The organism is Campylobacter showae, from assembly GCF_900573985.1.
Classification (GTDB): domain Bacteria; phylum Campylobacterota; class Campylobacteria; order Campylobacterales; family Campylobacteraceae; genus Campylobacter_A; species Campylobacter_A showae_E.
On the sequence record NZ_UWOK01000001.1, the window covers coordinates 1,687,032 to 1,704,286 of the forward strand.

14 protein-coding genes and 2 pseudogenes are annotated in these 17,255 nt (G+C 47.1%); 10 read left to right on the forward strand and 6 right to left on the reverse strand.

All coding sequences use genetic code 11. From position 1 onward, the window contains the following. Nucleotides 1-195: 195 nt before the first annotated feature. A complete protein-coding gene (locus EE116_RS12480) occupies nt 196-345 on the reverse strand; it encodes a hypothetical protein (protein ID WP_163028047.1) in 150 nt (49 codons plus the stop codon). 100 nt (nt 346-445) lie between these two features. On the opposite strand from EE116_RS12480, the gene EE116_RS08440 reads away from it, so the two are divergent. Further along, on the forward strand, nt 446-1,219 hold the full coding sequence (locus EE116_RS08440) for a hypothetical protein (RefSeq protein ID WP_163028048.1): 774 nt from the start codon (nt 446-448) through the stop codon (nt 1,217-1,219). Nucleotides 1,220-1,298: 79 nt separating this feature from the next. Next, nucleotides 1,299-1,892 carry a hypothetical protein gene (locus EE116_RS08445; RefSeq protein ID WP_122874034.1) on the forward strand — a complete coding sequence of 198 codons (594 nt, stop codon included), beginning with the start codon at nt 1,299-1,301 and terminating at the stop codon, nt 1,890-1,892. A gap of 76 nt (nt 1,893-1,968) precedes the next feature. Here EE116_RS08445 and EE116_RS08450 read toward each other — a convergent pair whose 3' ends face one another. From EE116_RS08450 to EE116_RS08460, 4 genes and pseudogenes are all read right to left on the reverse strand, one after another. Then, the gene (locus EE116_RS08450) at nt 1,969-2,895 is read right to left on the reverse strand and encodes an ABC transporter ATP-binding protein (RefSeq protein WP_122874035.1); all 927 of its coding nucleotides are present in this window, start codon (nt 2,893-2,895) and stop codon (nt 1,969-1,971) included. A 4-nt stretch (nt 2,896-2,899) separates the two neighbouring features. Continuing rightward, on the reverse strand, nt 2,900-3,577 hold the full coding sequence (locus EE116_RS13240; RefSeq protein WP_241091670.1) for an ABC transporter permease: 678 nt from the start codon (nt 3,575-3,577) through the stop codon (nt 2,900-2,902). Next, complete coding sequence (locus EE116_RS13245) at nt 3,553-4,332, reverse strand: ABC transporter permease (RefSeq protein ID WP_241091671.1); 780 nt, start codon at nt 4,330-4,332, stop codon at nt 3,553-3,555. The genes EE116_RS13240 and EE116_RS13245 overlap by 25 nt, the downstream gene beginning before the upstream one ends. A gap of 121 nt (nt 4,333-4,453) precedes the next feature. After that, nucleotides 4,454-5,427, reverse strand: a pseudogene (locus tag EE116_RS08460) (Fe(3+) ABC transporter substrate-binding protein). A gap of 189 nt (nt 5,428-5,616) precedes the next feature. On the opposite strand from EE116_RS08460, the gene EE116_RS08465 reads away from it, so the two are divergent. Then, nucleotides 5,617-5,994, forward strand: a complete 378-nt coding sequence (locus EE116_RS08465) for a rhodanese-like domain-containing protein (protein WP_122874036.1) — start codon at nt 5,617-5,619, stop codon at nt 5,992-5,994. 231 nt (nt 5,995-6,225) lie between these two features. Here EE116_RS08465 and EE116_RS08470 read toward each other — a convergent pair whose 3' ends face one another. Next, complete coding sequence (locus EE116_RS08470) at nt 6,226-7,323, reverse strand: CinA family protein (protein ID WP_122874037.1); 1,098 nt, start codon at nt 7,321-7,323, stop codon at nt 6,226-6,228. A 121-nt stretch (nt 7,324-7,444) separates the two neighbouring features. Between EE116_RS08470 and ileS the strand changes: the two genes are divergently transcribed. The 7 genes and pseudogenes from ileS (at nt 7,445) to EE116_RS08505 (ending at nt 17,180) form a co-directional block, all read left to right on the forward strand. Beyond that, on the forward strand, nt 7,445-10,201 hold the full coding sequence (ileS, locus tag EE116_RS08475; RefSeq protein ID WP_122874038.1) for an isoleucine--tRNA ligase: 2,757 nt from the start codon (nt 7,445-7,447) through the stop codon (nt 10,199-10,201). 96 nt (nt 10,202-10,297) lie between these two features. Then, nucleotides 10,298-11,656: an Asp-tRNA(Asn)/Glu-tRNA(Gln) amidotransferase subunit GatA gene (gatA, locus tag EE116_RS08480; RefSeq protein WP_122874039.1), complete on the forward strand. Its 1,359-nt coding sequence runs from the start codon at nt 10,298-10,300 to the stop codon at nt 11,654-11,656. Between the two features lie 4 nt (nt 11,657-11,660). Then, on the forward strand, nt 11,661-13,109 hold the full coding sequence (gene guaB / locus EE116_RS08485) for an IMP dehydrogenase (protein WP_122874040.1): 1,449 nt from the start codon (nt 11,661-11,663) through the stop codon (nt 13,107-13,109). Next, nucleotides 13,109-14,209: a homoserine O-acetyltransferase MetX gene (gene metX, locus EE116_RS08490; RefSeq protein ID WP_122874041.1), complete on the forward strand. Its 1,101-nt coding sequence runs from the start codon at nt 13,109-13,111 to the stop codon at nt 14,207-14,209. The genes guaB and metX overlap by 1 nt, the downstream gene beginning before the upstream one ends. Beyond that, on the forward strand, nt 14,202-14,396 hold the full coding sequence (xseB, locus tag EE116_RS08495) for an exodeoxyribonuclease VII small subunit (RefSeq protein WP_122874042.1): 195 nt from the start codon (nt 14,202-14,204) through the stop codon (nt 14,394-14,396). Before metX ends, xseB begins: the two co-directional genes overlap by 8 nt. Continuing rightward, nucleotides 14,389-15,200 (forward strand): annotated as a pseudogene (locus EE116_RS08500) (carbon-nitrogen hydrolase family protein). The gene xseB and the pseudogene EE116_RS08500 overlap by 8 nt, the downstream one beginning before the upstream one ends. A gap of 423 nt (nt 15,201-15,623) precedes the next feature. Beyond that, complete coding sequence (locus EE116_RS08505) at nt 15,624-17,180, forward strand: flavocytochrome c (protein WP_122874043.1); 1,557 nt, start codon at nt 15,624-15,626, stop codon at nt 17,178-17,180. Nucleotides 17,181-17,255 lie beyond the last annotated feature (75 nt).

Consider the following 17,255-nt stretch of genomic DNA (forward strand, 5'->3'; position numbering starts at 1 on the left):
TGCGCTAACGGTGGTATCTATTATTCTTTTCGGTAGGACGGAAATCTCCTTTTTGCATTCTTACTTTGATATTAGAGTCCTTAAAGTGATCTGCGAGATAGCCTCGCTAGCCCCGATATACGCGGCTTTCAGATGTATTACTTTGTATGCGGGCGGCGTCAAAATATGTAAACGTTTTACGCTATTTGCCGCGACTTACGGCATCATTTTGCTTTTAAACTTCTTTGCGCTCTTTATAGTGACGATATTTGCGGATGATTTTGATGCAAGAGTCGGCAAATTTACAGAGTTTTTATTTTCTCTGGTTTTATTGATATCTAGTTTCACGAGCTGGACGCTTTGCATTCCCGCCATATTTCTAATTTTAGCTATGTTTAAATTTACAAAGGTAGCGAATAATCTATTTTGGGGATACTGCACCATATTTGCCCTCCAAGCAGCAATATTGATACTTGAAAGGTTTGATTTTAAAGACTATAAAGATGTGTTGGATTATTACTATGTTTTATATTGGGACAATTTTAAATGCATCGGCTACGCGTTTTTAGCGGCCGCTTTTTATAAACTTGGTGATATTAGCTCGCAAAAGTTAGCGCAAGAAAGCGTCGATCGCGTCAAATTTTATGACCCGGCTCGCATCAAATTTTACGGTATCGTCTCAAGCGTGCTTTGGCTTGCGGTTTCTATTTTAACCGTAGCTTTAAACTCCGCTTCAAGCATTACGGATAGCCTTGCGACAGCGTTTTTGGTGCTGCTAGTTTGCATCCAGATTGCCTCTTTCGTCTGCGGCTGGATCGCGATCAAAGGCATAGGAGCGATCTTTGAAAGCAATGTTTTTAAATTTTATTTGGCTTTTTTGGCGTGCGTCGTTATCTTGATTTTGATGGCGTTTTACGCTAGATTGCCCGAAGTCAACGTAGATAGAGCTTTAGCCGTAAAATTCGGCATTTGCGCGCTTGCGGCGTTTATTTTTTGGATCGTCATAAACGTTAAATTAAGCCGTTTGGGTAAAAATTTATATTTTATACTTTACGTCGTAGCGCAAATCATTTGCGTGCTTACACTAGCGGCCTTTAACGCGCTGATGATGTTTAGCTTCGAGTTTGCGTTCATCACCCACAGATACAGCTTCACTGCATCGCTAATTTTATACTTTGCGCCGATTTTCATATATCTGCTCGCTTGGATTAAATTTAAGCTTCCTTTAAAGCAAATTTAAAGCCTAGGTTGGACCAAATTTAATAAAAATTTTAAGCTTGTTTGTGTAAAATTTTTATTAAATTAATAAAAGGCAAAATGTGCAAGAAAACTTCATAAGGCGCATAAGTACGGCAAGAGCGCTTGGTATGACGTCGGGGATTTTGGTTATTTTAAATTTGCTCTCGCAAGAGATGGTTTTACCCAAAAGCCTCTTTGATATCGCAACGAGCGCGCGCGTAGCGATGTTGTTTGTCTCCGTTATCTGCCTTTACGGCGCGATATCAAAGGTAAACGAACTTGCAGGCGGAGGCGTGTTTAAGCTTTATCGCATTTTTATAGCTATTAGCAGCGCGATGATTTTGCTAAGTTTTGGCGCGAACTACGTTCCCGCTAGCACGCACAAGATCCTATTTTTCGTCATTTGCGCCGTGGCGGTGCTTGCCTTTTTGCTTTGGATAAAGATAAATTTTAAACTCGGCGCCGTCACGCAAAACGCCCTATTTTCAGGCTACGCGGTACTTTGCGTGATCGGCACTTTTATCGCTGCGGCGCTAAAGCTTTTACTGACCAAAGCCCTGCGCGACCCCTACTCTATCGAGCTTGCGGTGCTTGGTATCTACCTGGCGTTAGGGTTTATCTACGTGCTTGCCTGGTCGAGAGTGGATTACGTCGAAAATCGCAATCAAGACTAAGCCGAGTTCGTCAAATTTGCGTTTCAGGCAAATTTAGACGTTAAAAATGGCGCGACTATACTAAGCCCGTCCAAATTTAAGCCAAATCAAATTTAAATTCATCGCAAATCTGCAAATTTGAGCTAACTACGGCTTTAAATTTGACTCCGCAAAAGTCCAAATTTAGTTCGTAAAATGCGCCTAAAAATTTTGCTTCCGCTACGTCTGCTTCGTATTTTTCGCTGCTTATGATTAGCTCCGGGCGAAACATAAATTTTCTCCCCTCCAGCCACGATCTAAATTCAGCCGGCAAATTTTGCGCATCCCGCTCGTCAATCAAATTCATATCGCCCAAAAAGCAGGCTATCTCGTAAGAAGCTGGGCTAAAATATAGCTCCCTAGGCGCGCCGAAAGCCAAAACCTTGCCGCCTTTTATCAGCGCTATTTTGTCGCTTAGCAAAAAGGCGTCCTCTTTGTCGTGCGTCACCATGACCGCGCTGATGCCGTTTGCCTTTATCATCTGTTTTAGCTCGCCTCTTAGCACGCTTTTTAGGTTGCGATCTAGATTAGCGAAGGGTTCGTCGAGCAAAAGCAACTTTTCGCGGTTTGCTACGGCTCTGGCAAAGGCCGTCCTTTGCGCTTGACCGCCCGAAATTTGATCGGGAGTTTTGTCTTTTAGATCGGAGATTTTAAATTTCTCCAGCAGATGCGCGCTCCTTTGTGCTCGCTCGGCGCTAGGCAGCCGCCACAGCGCAAATTCCACGTTTTTGCAAACGCTTAAATGCGGAAAAAGTGCGTAGCTCTGAAACATCATCGCCGTGCCGCAGCCATCTTTGACGCAAATTTGCCCGCCGCTTGGCGTCTCAAGCCCGGCGATTATACGCAAAAGCGTGCTTTTGCCGCAACCGCTATCGCCTAAAATGCTTAAAATTTCGCCCTCGTTAAGGCTTAAATTTACATCCTTTAAAACCTCTAAATTTCCAAATTTCTTGTTTAAATTTACGATTTTTAAAATTTCAGCCATATTTTTATCTTTCTTGTTTTTTTCTGGAGATTATCTCGAGCCAAAGGACGGCGACTAGCGACATCGAAACTATGAGAAACGACGGCAGGGCCGCAGCATAAAGCCGCTCGTCGGCAGTATAAAAAAACGCCCTGATACTAAGCGTCTCAAAGCCCAAAGGCCGCAAAATTAGACTAAGCGGCAGTTCCTTAATGATGTCGATAAAAACGACGATGAGCGAGAGAAAGAAAAAGTGGCGAAGTAGCGGAAAATGAACTTTGAAAAACAAATTTAACCGCGAGCCGTTTAGCAAAAGCACGGCATCGTCGATATTTGCCGGGATTTTAGCATATCCGCTCTCGACGGCATATATCGAGGTCGCCAAAAACCTCACGACGTATCCGAAAATCAGCACTACAAAACTGGACGAAAGTAGATGCGTGCCGAAATTTCGGTCAATGTAGCCAAAAACTATCATCACGCAAAGCCCGATACTAGCACTCGGTAGCGCGTAGCCTAGCGAGACGGATTTTAGCAAAAAGGCGTTTAGCGCTTTGTTTTTTATAAGCCTCGTCGCAAAAACGAGAAAAAAGCTAATCGCCGTGATGAGTATCGCCGCACCCGCAGCCATCAGAAGCGAATTTAAAGCCATCTGCACGAACTCGAATTTAAAGCTATCTAGCTCGTGAATACTCCAGTACAAAAGCCAGGTAAAAGGAAAGGCAAACGCCAGGCAAAACACGCTCGTGCACCATAAAAACGCCGCCGCCGAGCCGAATTTGCCAAGCTCTTTTTTTGCGTAAATTTGGAGGTGTCGTGTGTGGAGAAGCTGTATTTTTTAGAGTTTTTATTAATGTGCTCAAATATCATCAAAACAAAGACGAACATCATCAAAAGCCCCGCTAGCACGGACGCGGAGTACGAGTCGCCCATATCAAACCATAGCTTAAAAATGCCCGCGCTAAATGTCTCTACGCCGTAATATGCAGCCGTGCCGTAGTCGCTAAGCGTCTCCATGAGCACCAGCATCGCTCCGCCCACGATCGCCGGACGCGAGAGAAATATGGCAACCCTAAAAAACACGGCAAGGCCGGGGAGCTTGTAAATTTTACAAACGTCGTAAATCGCTGCGGACTGCGTTTTAAACGAGGTTTTGGCAAACATGTAGATGTATGGATAAAGCGACAACGACAGCACGAAAATCGCTCCGTAGATATTCATAAACTCTAGCCTGAAGCCGAAAATTTGATGAAAATATCCGCCGTAATCCATAATCCCGACGTAGCAAAAGCTAAATATATAAGCAGGAATCGCAAACGGAAGGATGAGGGCATATTCAAAGAAATTTGAGAGCGCGAAGCGGTAGTTCGCCACCAGCCACGCCGAAACCACGGCGATAACCAGACTAAGCGCCAAAACGCCCGCCGCAACGGCAAAAGTACCTTGGATATACCTCACAAAAAGATACTTAAAAAATGCTCGAGCAAGGAGTAGTCGCCTAAAGCGATCTCGAAAAATATGCTAAAAATGGGGATCAAAACGACAAGGGCGATAAAGATCGCCCCGAATTTTACTTTCATTATTTCCAGCCGGCTACGTCGTAAATTTTAATAGCCTCGTTCGTGTTTTGCACGCTTTTATAAAGCGGAGTGGAGTCTTCTTTAAATTTACCAAAGCCCTTTACGATGTCGCTAGGCTCGACCTCTGCGTTGATCGGATACTCGAAATTTATACCCGCAAGTATCTTTTGCGCCTCAGGGCTCACCATAAACTCCATAAATTTAACTGCGTTTTCTTTATTTTTAGCAGCTTTTGTTAGCGCGATGCCGCTGATATTTACGTGCGTACCGCGGTTGTCCTGATTTGGGAAAATTATGCCCAAATTTTTCGCAGCCTCTACGTCTTCGGCTTTCGGAGAGGTTAGCATGAGGCCTATATAGTAGGTGTTCATAACCGCTACGTCGCCCTCGCCTGCGTAGATAGCCTTAGCCTGATCCCTATCGCCGCCTTTTGGATCGCGGGCTAGATTTTTTAGCGTACCTTCCGCCCATTTAGCCGCCGCGTCTTTGCCGTCAGCCTCGATGATAGCAGCTAGCAGCGACTTGCTATACGGAGCCGTCGCGCTTCTGATTAGGAGCTTGCCTTTTAGCTCCGGTTTTGCCAAATCCTCGTAGTCCTTAATGCCTTTAGGATCGAAGTCTCTTTTATCGTAAACGATGACTCTAGCGCGTTTTGAGATAGCAAACCACTGACCGTCGTTATCTCTATACTGCTCCGGTACGATTTTTTCCAGAGTTTCAGATTTGACCGATTGCAAGACGCCTTTAGTCTTTGCGGTGTAGAAATTTCCCGCGTCTGCGGTGATAAAGATATCCGCCGCAGAGCTATCGCCCTCTACTTCGAGCTTTTTGATTAGCTCGCCGGCTTTTGCCTGCGTGGCGTTTACCTTAAGCCCGTCTTTTGTTCAAAAAGCTTATAAAGCTCGCTGTCGGCGTCGTAGTGGCGCGCAGAGTAGATATTTACCTCCGCGGCAAACAAAAAGCTTGAAAGCAAGCTAAGCGCGAAAAAACTTTTTTTTCATTTTTATCCTTTGTATTGATATGGATTTGCGATTATAGCGTTTGTCCTATGAAAGTAATATTAATTATTAAAAAAGAAAAATTTATGCCGGAGTGATTTTAGAATGACAAAATATTTAAAATTGAGTGCTAATATTCACGCCGTCAAATTTAAGGAGAGAAAATGAGAAAAATTTTACTTTTAGGAGCGGCTGCTGCAATGGCTTTTGCGGAAATTTCTACGATTCAAGTTAGTCCCGAGGCGATCAAAAACTACGAGCAAATCGTTGATATCAGGACGCCTGCTGAATGGATGGAAACGGGCGTGATAAAGGGTGCAAAGACTATCACTTTTAACGCAACCGATAAAGAAGGGTTTTTGAACGAGCTAAAAGCCAATGTCGATCTAAAAAAACCCGTCGCGCTAATATGCAGAAGCGGACGCAGAAGCGCTGCGGCAGCGATGATGATAGATTCGCCGGAGCTAAATATAATAAATCTTGACGGCGGCATGGGCAGCCTCATAAATCAAGGCTACGAAACCGTGCCGTATCAAAAATAATCCGCGGTTTTACTTTATAAATTTCGTCCGTCAGGCTTAAATTTGCGCTAAATTTTAAGCTTGGCGGAGCTGATTTGTGCTCCACTCGCGCGTAAGGCGACGGTAAATTTAAACTCGCCGCCGCACTTAACGCAAAAACCGCCACCGTTTCTTACAAAATTTAATAGAACAAAAGCGTATCCGCTTTAAATTTTAAGTGGACGCAAATTTTTCACCAAATTTGACCAAAATTTACGCCAAAAACAGCTTCGGCTTTAGCTTTAGCAAGCAAACATACGCAGCCAGCGCGCTTTGCTCTCTTATGTAGTTGCGATCTCCGTTTAAATTTAGCCTCTCGATGATACGCTCGCCGTCCTTTGCGTAAGCTCCTACAAATACCGTCCCCACGGGCTTTGCATCGCTACCGCCGTCAGGCCCCGCAATACCGCTGATAGCTAGAGAAAAATCCGATTCGCTCGCCTTTAGAGCGCCTTTTAGCATCGCCATCACGCACTGCTCGCTCACCGCGCCGTATGCTTGTAAAATCTCATCGCTAACGCCTAGCCAGTCGCGCTTCATCTTATTTGCGTAGGTTACTAGCGAGCCGTTAAATGCCGCAGAAACCCCCGCAAAAGCGCCGAATTTTGCCGCGGCAAGCCCCGCAGTGCAAGACTCGGCAAAGGTAAGCTTCAGCCCGCTTGACGTAAGTACGCGCGCTACGTGAGCCGCGACGTCTTCGCCTTCAAAAAATTTGCCCGAAAAGAGATTTTTCGCGCCGTTTATAAAGCCGCTAGTTTGGCCGAATTTGTTCGCCTCTACTCTGATTAACGCCAAATTCGACAAAATTTGAGACGAATAAATCTGCACTTCGTAAGTTTTTGCCAGCGGTTCGAGCAGGATTTTCGCACTCTCCTCGTCGATATCAACCAGGTGAAAATAGCCGAAATCTCGCTGCGTTTTGATATCTATGGCAGGCAGTTTTTGGTTCGCGTCGGCCTTTAGTAAATTTACGTAAGTTTGATTTAGTTTGATCAAAAAGCCGTCGTCGCTAAATTTTTCAGCCCTACTCGGAGCTAGCATTTGCGGGGATTTTAGCTCCAAAATATCGCCGCTTAACGTAGCTAAAATTTTAGCCGCGACGGAGCAGTTTTGACTCGACGCGTAGATACAAAGACTGTCCGAACGCGCGCAAAGATGCTCGATGATAAACGGCAATTCCTTGTCGCTTTTGCTAACGAACCTAAACTCGCCCAGCTCGCCGAAATGCCGCTTGTAAGCGCAAAAAATATAATCTAAAAAAGGCGCGTTTACGCCGATATCTTCGCCGATGATCAGTAGTGCGTTTTTCACTGTTTTCTCCTTTAAAAACCGAAAACATCTTACATAAATTTAGCTTAAAATAGCGTTTTTTCAGTAGCATTTAATCGCCGTTTGGATAAAATCTACCAATTTTTTACTTCAAGGCGAACCTATGGATTACAAAGATACATTATTGCTTCCAAACACCGAATTTCCCATGCGCGGCAACCTGCCGGAAAACGAACCCAAACGCTTAAAATCGTGGTTTGACGATAGAAAAATCTACGAAAAAATGAAAGCTAAAAGACAAAAAGCCGCTAAAAGCTTCACTCTGCACGACGGCCCTCCATACGCCAACGGCAACATCCACATCGGACACGCGCTAAACAAAACCCTAAAAGACATCATCGCAAAAACGCACTATTTCTTCGGCGAAAACGTGAGATTTACGCCGGGCTGGGACTGCCACGGACTACCGATCGAGCAGCAAGTCGAGGTAAAACTGGGCGATAAGAAAAAAAGCCTCAGCAAAACGCAAATCCGCGAGCTTTGCCGCGAGCACGCCAGAGAGTTTATCGACGTGCAAAAGGAGAGCTTTAAACAGCTAGGCGTCGCCAGCGACTGGGACGATCCGTATCTGACGATGAAATTTAAATTTGAAGCCGAGATTTACAAAACGCTTTGCAAGGTTGCTAAACGCGGACTTTTGATCGAGCGAAGCAAGCCGGTGTACTGGAGCTGGGCGGCTAGAAGCGCTCTAGCCGAGGCAGAGGTTGAGTACGAGGACAAAGAGGACTACAGCATCTACGTCGCGTTTAAGCTAGGCGAAGAAGCCGCGGCGAAAATAGGAGCAAAAGACGCCCACGCGGTTATCTGGACGACTACGCCTTGGACGCTGCCGGCAAACCAAGCCATCTCGCTAAATCCAAATGAAATTTACGTTTTGACGGCTGAAAATTTGATATTTGCCAAAGAGATGCTAGGCGAGCTGGAAAAAGAAGGACTAACTAAGGGCGAAATTTTAAAAGAATTTGCCGCTGCCGAGCTTGAAAACCTGTACGCGGTTAATCCGCTAAACGGCAGAAAATCGCTGTTTATCCTAGGCGATCACGTAACGATGGACGGCGGTACGGGCCTAGTTCACACAGCTCCGGGACACGGCGAGGACGACTACCACGTGAGCCTAAAATACGGCATCGAAGTCATCATGCCCGTCGATGAAGGCGGCCTATACGACGAGACGCTAAAGGCGAAAAAGTTATTTCCAGATGGCATAGCGGACGAGCTAATCGGCATGCATATCTTTAAAACAAACGAGAAAATTTTAGAGCTTTTAGGCTCAAATTTGCTAAAAGTTAGCAAATTTGTCCACTCATATCCATTTTGCTGGAGAACGCACAAGCCGGTCATCTACCGCGCTACCAAGCAGTGGTTTATCGCCATGGACGAGCCAAAAATCGAGGGCAAAACGCTACGAGAAGTCGCGCTAAAAGAGCTTGAAAACGTCAAATTTTACCCTGCAAGCGGCGTAAAAAGGATAGGCTCGATGATAGAAAATCGTCCCGACTGGTGCATCTCGCGCCAACGCGACTGGGGCGTGCCGATAGCGTTTTTTAGGCATAAGGATACCAAAGAGCCGATATTTGACGATGAAATTTTAGATAACGTCGCGGCGATATTTGAGCAAAAAGGCGCGGACGCGTGGTGGGATAGCGAGATTAAGGATCTCTTACCAGCAAACTGTAAATACGATCCGCAAAATTTAGAAAAAGTGATGGATATCCTAGACGTCTGGTTTGACAGCGGCTCGACGTGGGCTGCGGTGCTAAAAAGCGGTGACTACGATGCGGGCAGCTATCCGTCCGATATGTATCTAGAGGGCAGCGATCAGCACAGAGGCTGGTTCCAAAGCTCGCTACTGCTAAGCTGCGCCGCGCAAGGAAGAGCGCCGTATAGAAGCGTGCTCACGCACGGCTTTACCGTCGATGAAAACGGTCAAAAAATGAGTAAAAGCAAGGGCAACGTCGTGGCTCCGGCGGACGTCGCTAAAACCTACGGCGTAGAAATTTTACGCCTTTGGGTTGCGCTTAGCGACTACTCCAGCGACCTAAAAATCAGCGAAAACATCCTAAAACAAGTAAGTGAACAGTACCGAAAAATACGCAATACGATAAGATTTCTACTAGCCAACGTAAACGACCTTGAAGATATCGAAACGTCAAATTTCAACATCCTAGACCGCTGGATACTAAGCCGCGCGAAAAAAGCATTCGACGAGGCCGAAACGGCGTTTAGAAATTACGACTTTTCAAAGGGCTTTAGCCTGCTAATGAACTTCCTAAGCGCGGATTTAAGCGGCATATATCTTGATATCTGCAAAGACCGCCTATACTGCGACGCCAAAGACAGCGACACTCGCCGCTCGGCTCAAAGCGCGATGGCGCTAATCACCAGAGCGCTCCTACCGCTTATCGCTCCGACACTCACGTACACCGTGGACGAGGTGATGGACTATGCGCCCGAGATCATCAAAAACGGCGCGGCGGACGCCTTTGATCTAGAGTACGCGCCGCTAGAGTTTGAGTTCAACGTAGACGACGAGCTACTAGTTGCTAGCCGCGAGAAGTTTTTCGAGCTAATCGACGTACTCAAAAAAGACAAAAAGATAAAATCGACCCTCGAGCTAGTGCTGCAAACCAGCTCAAATTTGATCCTAAGCGAAGACATAAACGAGATCAGCGACTGGTATATGGTTAGCGACGTTCAGAGCCTAGACGGCAGCGACAGCCTAGCCGAATTTGACGTCGGAAACGATAAATTTAAACTAGTTTTATCGATGCGACACAAATGCCCGAGATGTTGGAAATTTACCGCTAAGCACGACGGCGAGACATGCCCGAGATGCGAAAAGGTACTAAAAAATGTCTGAGCCCATCTCCGCTTGGTTCGTCGCGGCAACTATCGCGGCCATCCTCGCGGTCACAGCCGCGGGTATCGTAGCGGTAATAAAATTTAAGGATAAAAAATGATAACTTTAAAAAAGGCTCTAAAGCTAAGCGCCGGCGAGATAGCCGAGCTTAGAAACGAGCTGGAAAAGAAAATTTTCGCGGACAGGGAGCTTGGCGCTTACGTCGAGCAGTTGGCAAATTTGCCGCTTGACAAACTGGGCGCGGGCGTGCCGATCGCTATCAAAGACAACATCCAGGTAAAAGGCTGGAGCGTAACAAGCGCGTCTAAAATTTTACAAGGCTACATCGCGCCTTATAACGCGACGGTTATAGAAAAACTACTAGCAGCAGGCTTGGCGCCGTTTGGCCGTACGAATATGGACGAATTTGCCATGGGAAATACGACCGAAAACAGCTACTACGGCAAAACGCTAAATCCGCTAAACCGCGAAAGAGTCGCAGGCGGTAGCTCTGGCGGCTCGGCTGCCGCAGTAGGCGCGGGACTAGCCGTGGCTGCCCTAGGAAGCGATACGGGCGGCTCGATACGCCAGCCTGCGGCATTTTGCGGTTGCGTGGGACTAAAGCCGACCTACGGACGCGTGAGCCGCTACGGCCTGGGCTCATACTCTAGCTCGCTAGATCAGATCGGCCCAATAACGCAAAACGTCGAGGACGCCGCGATCCTGTACGACATCATCGCAGGACACGACGACAAAGACAGCACGAGCGCGGATATAGAATTTGAAAGCGTAGCAGACAAGCTAAACGCGGATAAAAAACTCACGATCTGCGTCATCGAAAACTACATAAACGAAGCCTCGGAAGAGACCAAAAAAGCGCTTTTAAAGGCGGTCGATATTTTAAAAGCCGCAGGCCACAAAATAATCTATAAAAATTTAGAAAACTCAAAATGCGACATCGCGACCTACTACATCATCGCCACGGCCGAAGCCAGCGCAAATCTCAGCCGCTTTGACGGCATAAGATACGGACGCAGAGCCGAAGCTAAAAATTTAAAAGAACTCTACATCAACTCGCGCTCGGAAGGGTTCGGCGAAGAGGTAAAAAAGCGAATTTTACTCGGCACTTTCGTACTTAGCAGCGGCTACTACGACGCATACTACATCAAAGCGCAAAAAGCTCGCGCTTACACTAAGGCTAAGTACGAGCAAATTTTGAGCGAATGCGACCTCATTTTGATGCCGGTCGCCCCTAGCACGGCGTATAAATTCGGCGAGCTAAAAAACCCGCTAGACTCCTATCTATCAGACATCTATACGATCAGCGTAAATTTAGCCGGCCTGCCTGCCATATCGGTTCCGGTAGCCAAGGACGCAGACGGCCTAAACGTCTCAGCCCAGCTCATCGCAAAGGCGTGGGATGAAAAAACGCTGCTAGAAGGCGCGCTCAGTTTAGAAAACTCTATAAAAGGATAAACGCATGAAGATAGTTACGAAGGCTCTCACCTTTGACGACGTTTTGCTCGTCCCGCAGTACTCCGAAATTTTGCCTAAACAAGTCGATATAAAAACGCGCTTTAGCAGAAACGTGGAGCTAAATATCCCGATCGTATCGGCTGCGATGGACACCGTCACCGAGCACCGCGCGGCGATCATGATGGCGCGCCTGGGCGGTATCGGCGTCATACATAAAAACATGGACATACAAAGTCAGGTCAAAGAGGTCCGCCGCGTAAAAAAAAGCGAAAGCGGCGTGATCATCGATCCTATCTCCATCTCGCCAAACGCTAGCGTAGGCTCCGCGCTTGATATGATGGCGGATCTGCATATCTCGGGCGTTCCGGTCGTAGACGAGGAAAATAAACTAATAGGAATCCTAACCAACCGCGATTTGAGATTTGAAAACGATAGAAGCGTCCTCGTGAAAGATAGGATGACCAAAGCTCCGCTAATCACAGCTCCAAAGGGCTGCACGCTAGACGACGCGGAGAAAATTTTCTCTCAAAACCGCGTAGAAAAGCTGCCTATCGTCGATAAAGACGGCCACCTAGAGGGCCTCATAACCATAAAAGATCTAAAAAAACGCAAAGAGTATCCAAACGCAAACAAAGACGCCTACGGCAGACTCCGCGTAGCAGCAGCCATCGGAGTAGGGCAAATGGATAGGGCAAAAGCCCTAGCAGAAGCCGGCGTTGACGTCATCGTCATAGACTCCGCTCACGGTCACTCAAAAGGCGTACTAGATACACTAAGACAGGTTAAAGCCGAGCTAAAAGTGGACGTCGTCGCGGGAAATATCGCAAATCCTGCCGCCGTCAAAGACCTAGCCGAAGCAGGCGCAGACGGCATAAAGGTAGGCATAGGACCGGGCTCTATCTGCACCACTCGCGTGGTAGCGGGCGTTGGCGTACCTCAAATTTTCGCCGTCGATAGCTGCTCAGCCGAAGCTGCAAAATACGGCATCCCTGTTATCGCAGACGGCGGACTAAAGTACTCGGGCGACGTAGCCAAAGCCCTGGCCGCAGGCGCTAGCTGCGTGATGGCAGGTAGCTTGCTAGCGGGCTGCGAGGAGACTCCTGGCGAGGTGATAACATTCCAAGGACGCCAGTACAAAGTCTACCGCGGCATGGGAAGTATCGGCGCGATGACGAAAGGCAGCAGCGATAGGTATTTCCAAGAAGGCACCGCTCAAGATAAACTCGTGCCTGAAGGCATCGAGGGCCGCGTACCGTTTGCAGGCAGTATAAAAGAGGTCGTACATCAGCTAATTGGCGGCCTACGAAGTGCGATGGGCTATATGGGCTCAAAAGATATCAAGACTCTTCAGGAAAAAGCCCAGTTTGTCGAGATTACTAGCGCTGGACTAAAAGAGAGCCACGTCCACGACGTAGTAATCACGCAAGAAGCCCCTAACTACAAAGTCAATTAGTGCTAAATTTAAAAACCGGCAAAGTAAAATTTGACGAGCCGCTCTATCTGGAGAGCGGCCGAATTTTACCCGAATTTGAGCTCGCTTACGAAACCTACGGCGAGCTAAACGAGGATAAAAGCAACGTCATAGTCGTCTGTCACGCGCTAACGGGTAGCCACCATGCCGCAGGAAGATACGAAAATGAGCAGAAATTCGGCTGGTGGGACGCGCTAGTAGGCGAGAGCAAGGGTATAGATACGAGCAAATTTTTCGTCATCTGCGTAAATATCCTCGGCTCGAATTTTGGCTCGACAAATCCACTAAGTATCGAAAAAAGTACGGGCAAGCAGTATCGTTTGCGCTTTCCGGTGCTTACTATCAGCGACGTCGTAAAGGCGCAGATGAGGCTTTTTGAGCACTTAGGCATAGAGAGCGCGCATGCGGTCGTGGGTGGCAGCCTAGGCGGTATGCAGGCGCTTTGTTTTGCGATCGAGTTTCCAAATTTTACCAAAAACGTCATCATCCTAGCCAGCACATATCAGAGCAAAGCCTGGGCGATCGCGTTTAACAAAATCGCGATCGAGGGCATCCTGCGCGATCCGGGTTTCAAAGACGGTCAATACGACGAAAACGACATCGCCGCGCAGGGGCTAACCGGCATGGCGCTAGGACGTATGGCCGGACACATCAGCTTTCTCTCGCCTAGCTCCATGGACTCCAAATTTGGCCGCAACTACGTAGAAACCGACGGCCTTTACGAGCTTACGGGGCGGTTTCAGGTCGATCGCTACATGGAGTACAACGGCCACAGCTTTCCAAAGCGCTTTGATCCGCTGAGCTACCTTTACATCGTAAAGATGATGAATATCTTTGACTGCACGCGCCACTACGACGATCTCGCGCATGCCCTTTTGCCTATTTGCGCCAATGTTACGCTTATAGCATTTAGCGGCGATATGCTATTTCCACCAAGCTGTATGCGGCAGATGCACGAGACGCTGCACAGCATCGGCAAGGCGTGCAACTACCACGAGATAGACAGCGACTACGGCCACGACGCGTTTTTGGTCGAGGTAGATAAATTTGAAAAAATCATAAAAAAGGTTTTAGATGAGTGAAAATTTAAGCGAGGATTTTGAAAGCAAACTCGCCAAAGCAAATGAAATTTTAAAACAGCTCGGCGATGAAAATTTAAGCCTAGAGCAAAGCGTCAAGCTGCATAAAGAGGGCAAAAAGCTACTCGAGGAAGCAGGTGAGATCCTGCAAAACGCAAAGCTAGTGGTAAAGGATGCAGACGATGAATAACGCGACCGCGGCCGTTTGCGCCCTGCAGCTGCCGACCCAGCCAATGAGCGAGTCGCGGCTGGATTATTATTTTAGGATTTGCGCCGATGAGGGAGCCAGGCTCGTGGTGCTCGGCGAGTACGTGCTAAACAGCTTTTTTAAAGAGCTTGAGCTCATGCCAAAAAGCCTCATCAAAGAGCAAAGCGAGCGCAAAAAACACGCGCTTGCCGCGATGGCGCAAAAATACAATCTAGAAATCCTAGCCCCGCTCGTACTACCCAAAGGCAAAGGCTTCGCCAAGGTCGTGGCGAGATTTAGCCCCGCGTCGTCGCGCTTTTACGAGCAGCAGATCCTGATGCCCTACCCGCACTGGAACGAGGCTAAATTTTTGCCAACAAGGCTGAAGGCGAGCTAAATTTGCCCGTCTTTAGCTACGAAAAATTTAAAATCGGCGTGATGTTTGGCTTTGAGGCGCATTTTGACGCGGCATGGGCGTATATGGCGCACAAGAAAGTCGATGCCGTCGTAGTTCCCACCGCATGCACGTTTTTTAGCGAGTCGCGCTGGGAGGAGCTGCTAAAAACCCGCGCCTTTACGAACAACGTCTATGTCCTGCGCGTAAACCGAGTCGGCAACCACAAGGCCGCAAGCGGCGAGCAGTGGAGCTTTTACGGAGATTCGATGCTGATTAGCCCGTTTGGCGAGGTGGTTTCGCGCCTAGGAAAAAACGAAGAGATGATGGTAGCAAAACTCGAAAAAACCGAGCTCGCGAAGGCCAGACATCTATGGGGATTTTCTCAAATTTTACATAAAAGACTAGGCTAAATTTAGCTTTCAGGCGGTAAATATGGTCAAATTTGCCGCCGTTTCATCTGCAAATTTTTGCCGATTAATTTAAATTTAACCCTCCTCAAATTTAAATTTACCATCCAACCGCCGCTCTCTACCTCCAAATTTAACGTCACAATTCAAATTTAATCCTGTAAATTTGAATTTTATTTTTCACCATCCCTAGCCCGGTAACGCCGCTACTCTCAAGCCAAATATATCCTTTAATATTACTAATAAATTATAAATTACACCTTCATTTAAGCTTATTCTTTAAAGTTAAGTCCTATAATAACACTAGCTAAAATAAATTTAATCCAAGGAGGACGCCCAAAGACGCCAATAGTAATAAAGGTATTTAGAGTAGAGTCGTAAATTAAAGATTTACAGGTAATAGCTAAGTAAATTTAAGGAGAAGCTATGAAAAACTCAAACGTTTCAAGAAGAGATTTTGTTAAGTTAAGTATGGTAGGTGCCGGAGCTTTAGCTCTAGGCGGAGTAAATGCGCAAGCAGCCGTTAACACTAAGGACGTCAAATTTGACGAGGAGTGGGACGTAGTTATCGTTGGTTCCGGTTTTGCAGGACTAGCAGCTGGTATCACCGCAGCCGAAAAGGGCAATAAAGTCCTAATCCTAGAAAAAATGGGACGCGTCGGCGGTAACTCCGTTATTAACGGCGGTATATTTGCCGTTCCAAACAGCGACAAACAAAAAGCCGAAGGCATCAAAGATAGCAACGAGCTATTTATCAAAGACTGCCTAAAAGCAGGCCGCGGCCTAAACCACGTAGATCTCATCGACACCATCGCTACTCGTGCTCAAGACGCATATAAACTAACTCTAAAATGCGGCGCTAAATACATAGATAAAGTTACTCACGCAGGCGGACACAGCGTACCTAGATCGCTTCAAACAGCTAACGGCTCAGGATCGGGCATCGTTCAGCCGATGGTAGAATACTTTAAAAACCTACAAGGCTGCGAGCTAAGACAAAGGGCTAAATTTGACGAATTCGTCCTAGGCGAGGACGGCGGCGTAGACGGCGTGATCATCAGAGAGGATTATAAATTTGATCCAAAGAGCCAAAAAGACGATGCCGAAAACACTACGGGAACTAAAAAAGTTATAAAAGCTAAAAAAGGCGTAGTACTAGCTGCGGGAGGATTTTGCCGCGACGTATTCTTTAGACAGGTTCAAGACCCGTCTATCCTGCCTACTACGGATAGCACAAACCATCCGGGCGCAACAGCCGGCGCTATGAAAGAGGCGTTTAGGATCGGCGCTACACCTGTTCAGCTAAGCTGGATACAGTTTGGTCCATGGGCATGCCCTGATGAAAAAGGCTTTGGCGTTGGCTCTATGTTTAACGTAAACGGAAGCTTCCGCTACGGTATCTCAGTCGATCCAAGAACCGGCAAACGCTATATGAACGAGCTAGCAGACCGCCGCACTCGCTCTCAAGCTATGTTTAAAGTAATCGACGCAAAAGCCGATATCTATCCGATCAACTTCTGCGACTCTGAGGGTGTAAAAAACATGGTCATACCTGAACACTACACCAAACCGCTAGAGTCCGGCGTACTAAAGAAATTTGAAACCCTAGACGAACTAGCCGCAGCTTATAAAATCCCTGCTGCAGAGCTAAAAAAGACCGTCGAGAGATATAACAGCTTCGTTAAATCAGGCAAGGACGAAGACTTTGGCAAACCTATGGATAAAACCACTACAAACGGCGTAGATATCTCTAAACCACCTTTCTACGCTATGCGCGGTACGCCAAAACTTCACCACACTATGGGCGGTATCGATATCAATACCAAAGCTCAGGTCATCTCTCTACAAACAGAGATGCCTATCCCAAGATTATTTGCCGCAGGCGAGATCACGGGCGGCGTACACGGAGCCAGCCGCTTAGGTAGCGTAGCGATAGCCGACTGCTTAACGTTTGGTATGATAGCGGGAGAGAATATAGGCTAATTTGCGGCGTCTTTCGGACGCTTTTTGCGGAGCTTGCTAAAATTTTGCTTGGCAGACTAATTTTTGCTTCGCGTT

Coding starts and splice junctions, on each gene's coding strand:
- EE116_RS12480 (WP_163028047.1), bottom strand. CDS start 345: ATGCAAAGCGTCCAGCTCGTGAAACTAGATATCAATAAAACCAGAGAA.
- EE116_RS08450 (WP_122874035.1), bottom strand. CDS start 2,895: ATGGCTGAAATTTTAAAAATCGTAAATTTAAACAAGAAATTTGGAAAT.
- EE116_RS08465 (WP_122874036.1), top strand. CDS start 5,617: ATGAGAAAAATTTTACTTTTAGGAGCGGCTGCTGCAATGGCTTTTGCG.
- ileS (WP_122874038.1), top strand. CDS start 7,445: ATGGATTACAAAGATACATTATTGCTTCCAAACACCGAATTTCCCATG.
- gatA (WP_122874039.1), top strand. CDS start 10,298: ATGATAACTTTAAAAAAGGCTCTAAAGCTAAGCGCCGGCGAGATAGCC.
- guaB (WP_122874040.1), top strand. CDS start 11,661: ATGAAGATAGTTACGAAGGCTCTCACCTTTGACGACGTTTTGCTCGTC.
- xseB (WP_122874042.1), top strand. CDS start 14,202: ATGAGTGAAAATTTAAGCGAGGATTTTGAAAGCAAACTCGCCAAAGCA.
- EE116_RS08505 (WP_122874043.1), top strand. CDS start 15,624: ATGAAAAACTCAAACGTTTCAAGAAGAGATTTTGTTAAGTTAAGTATG.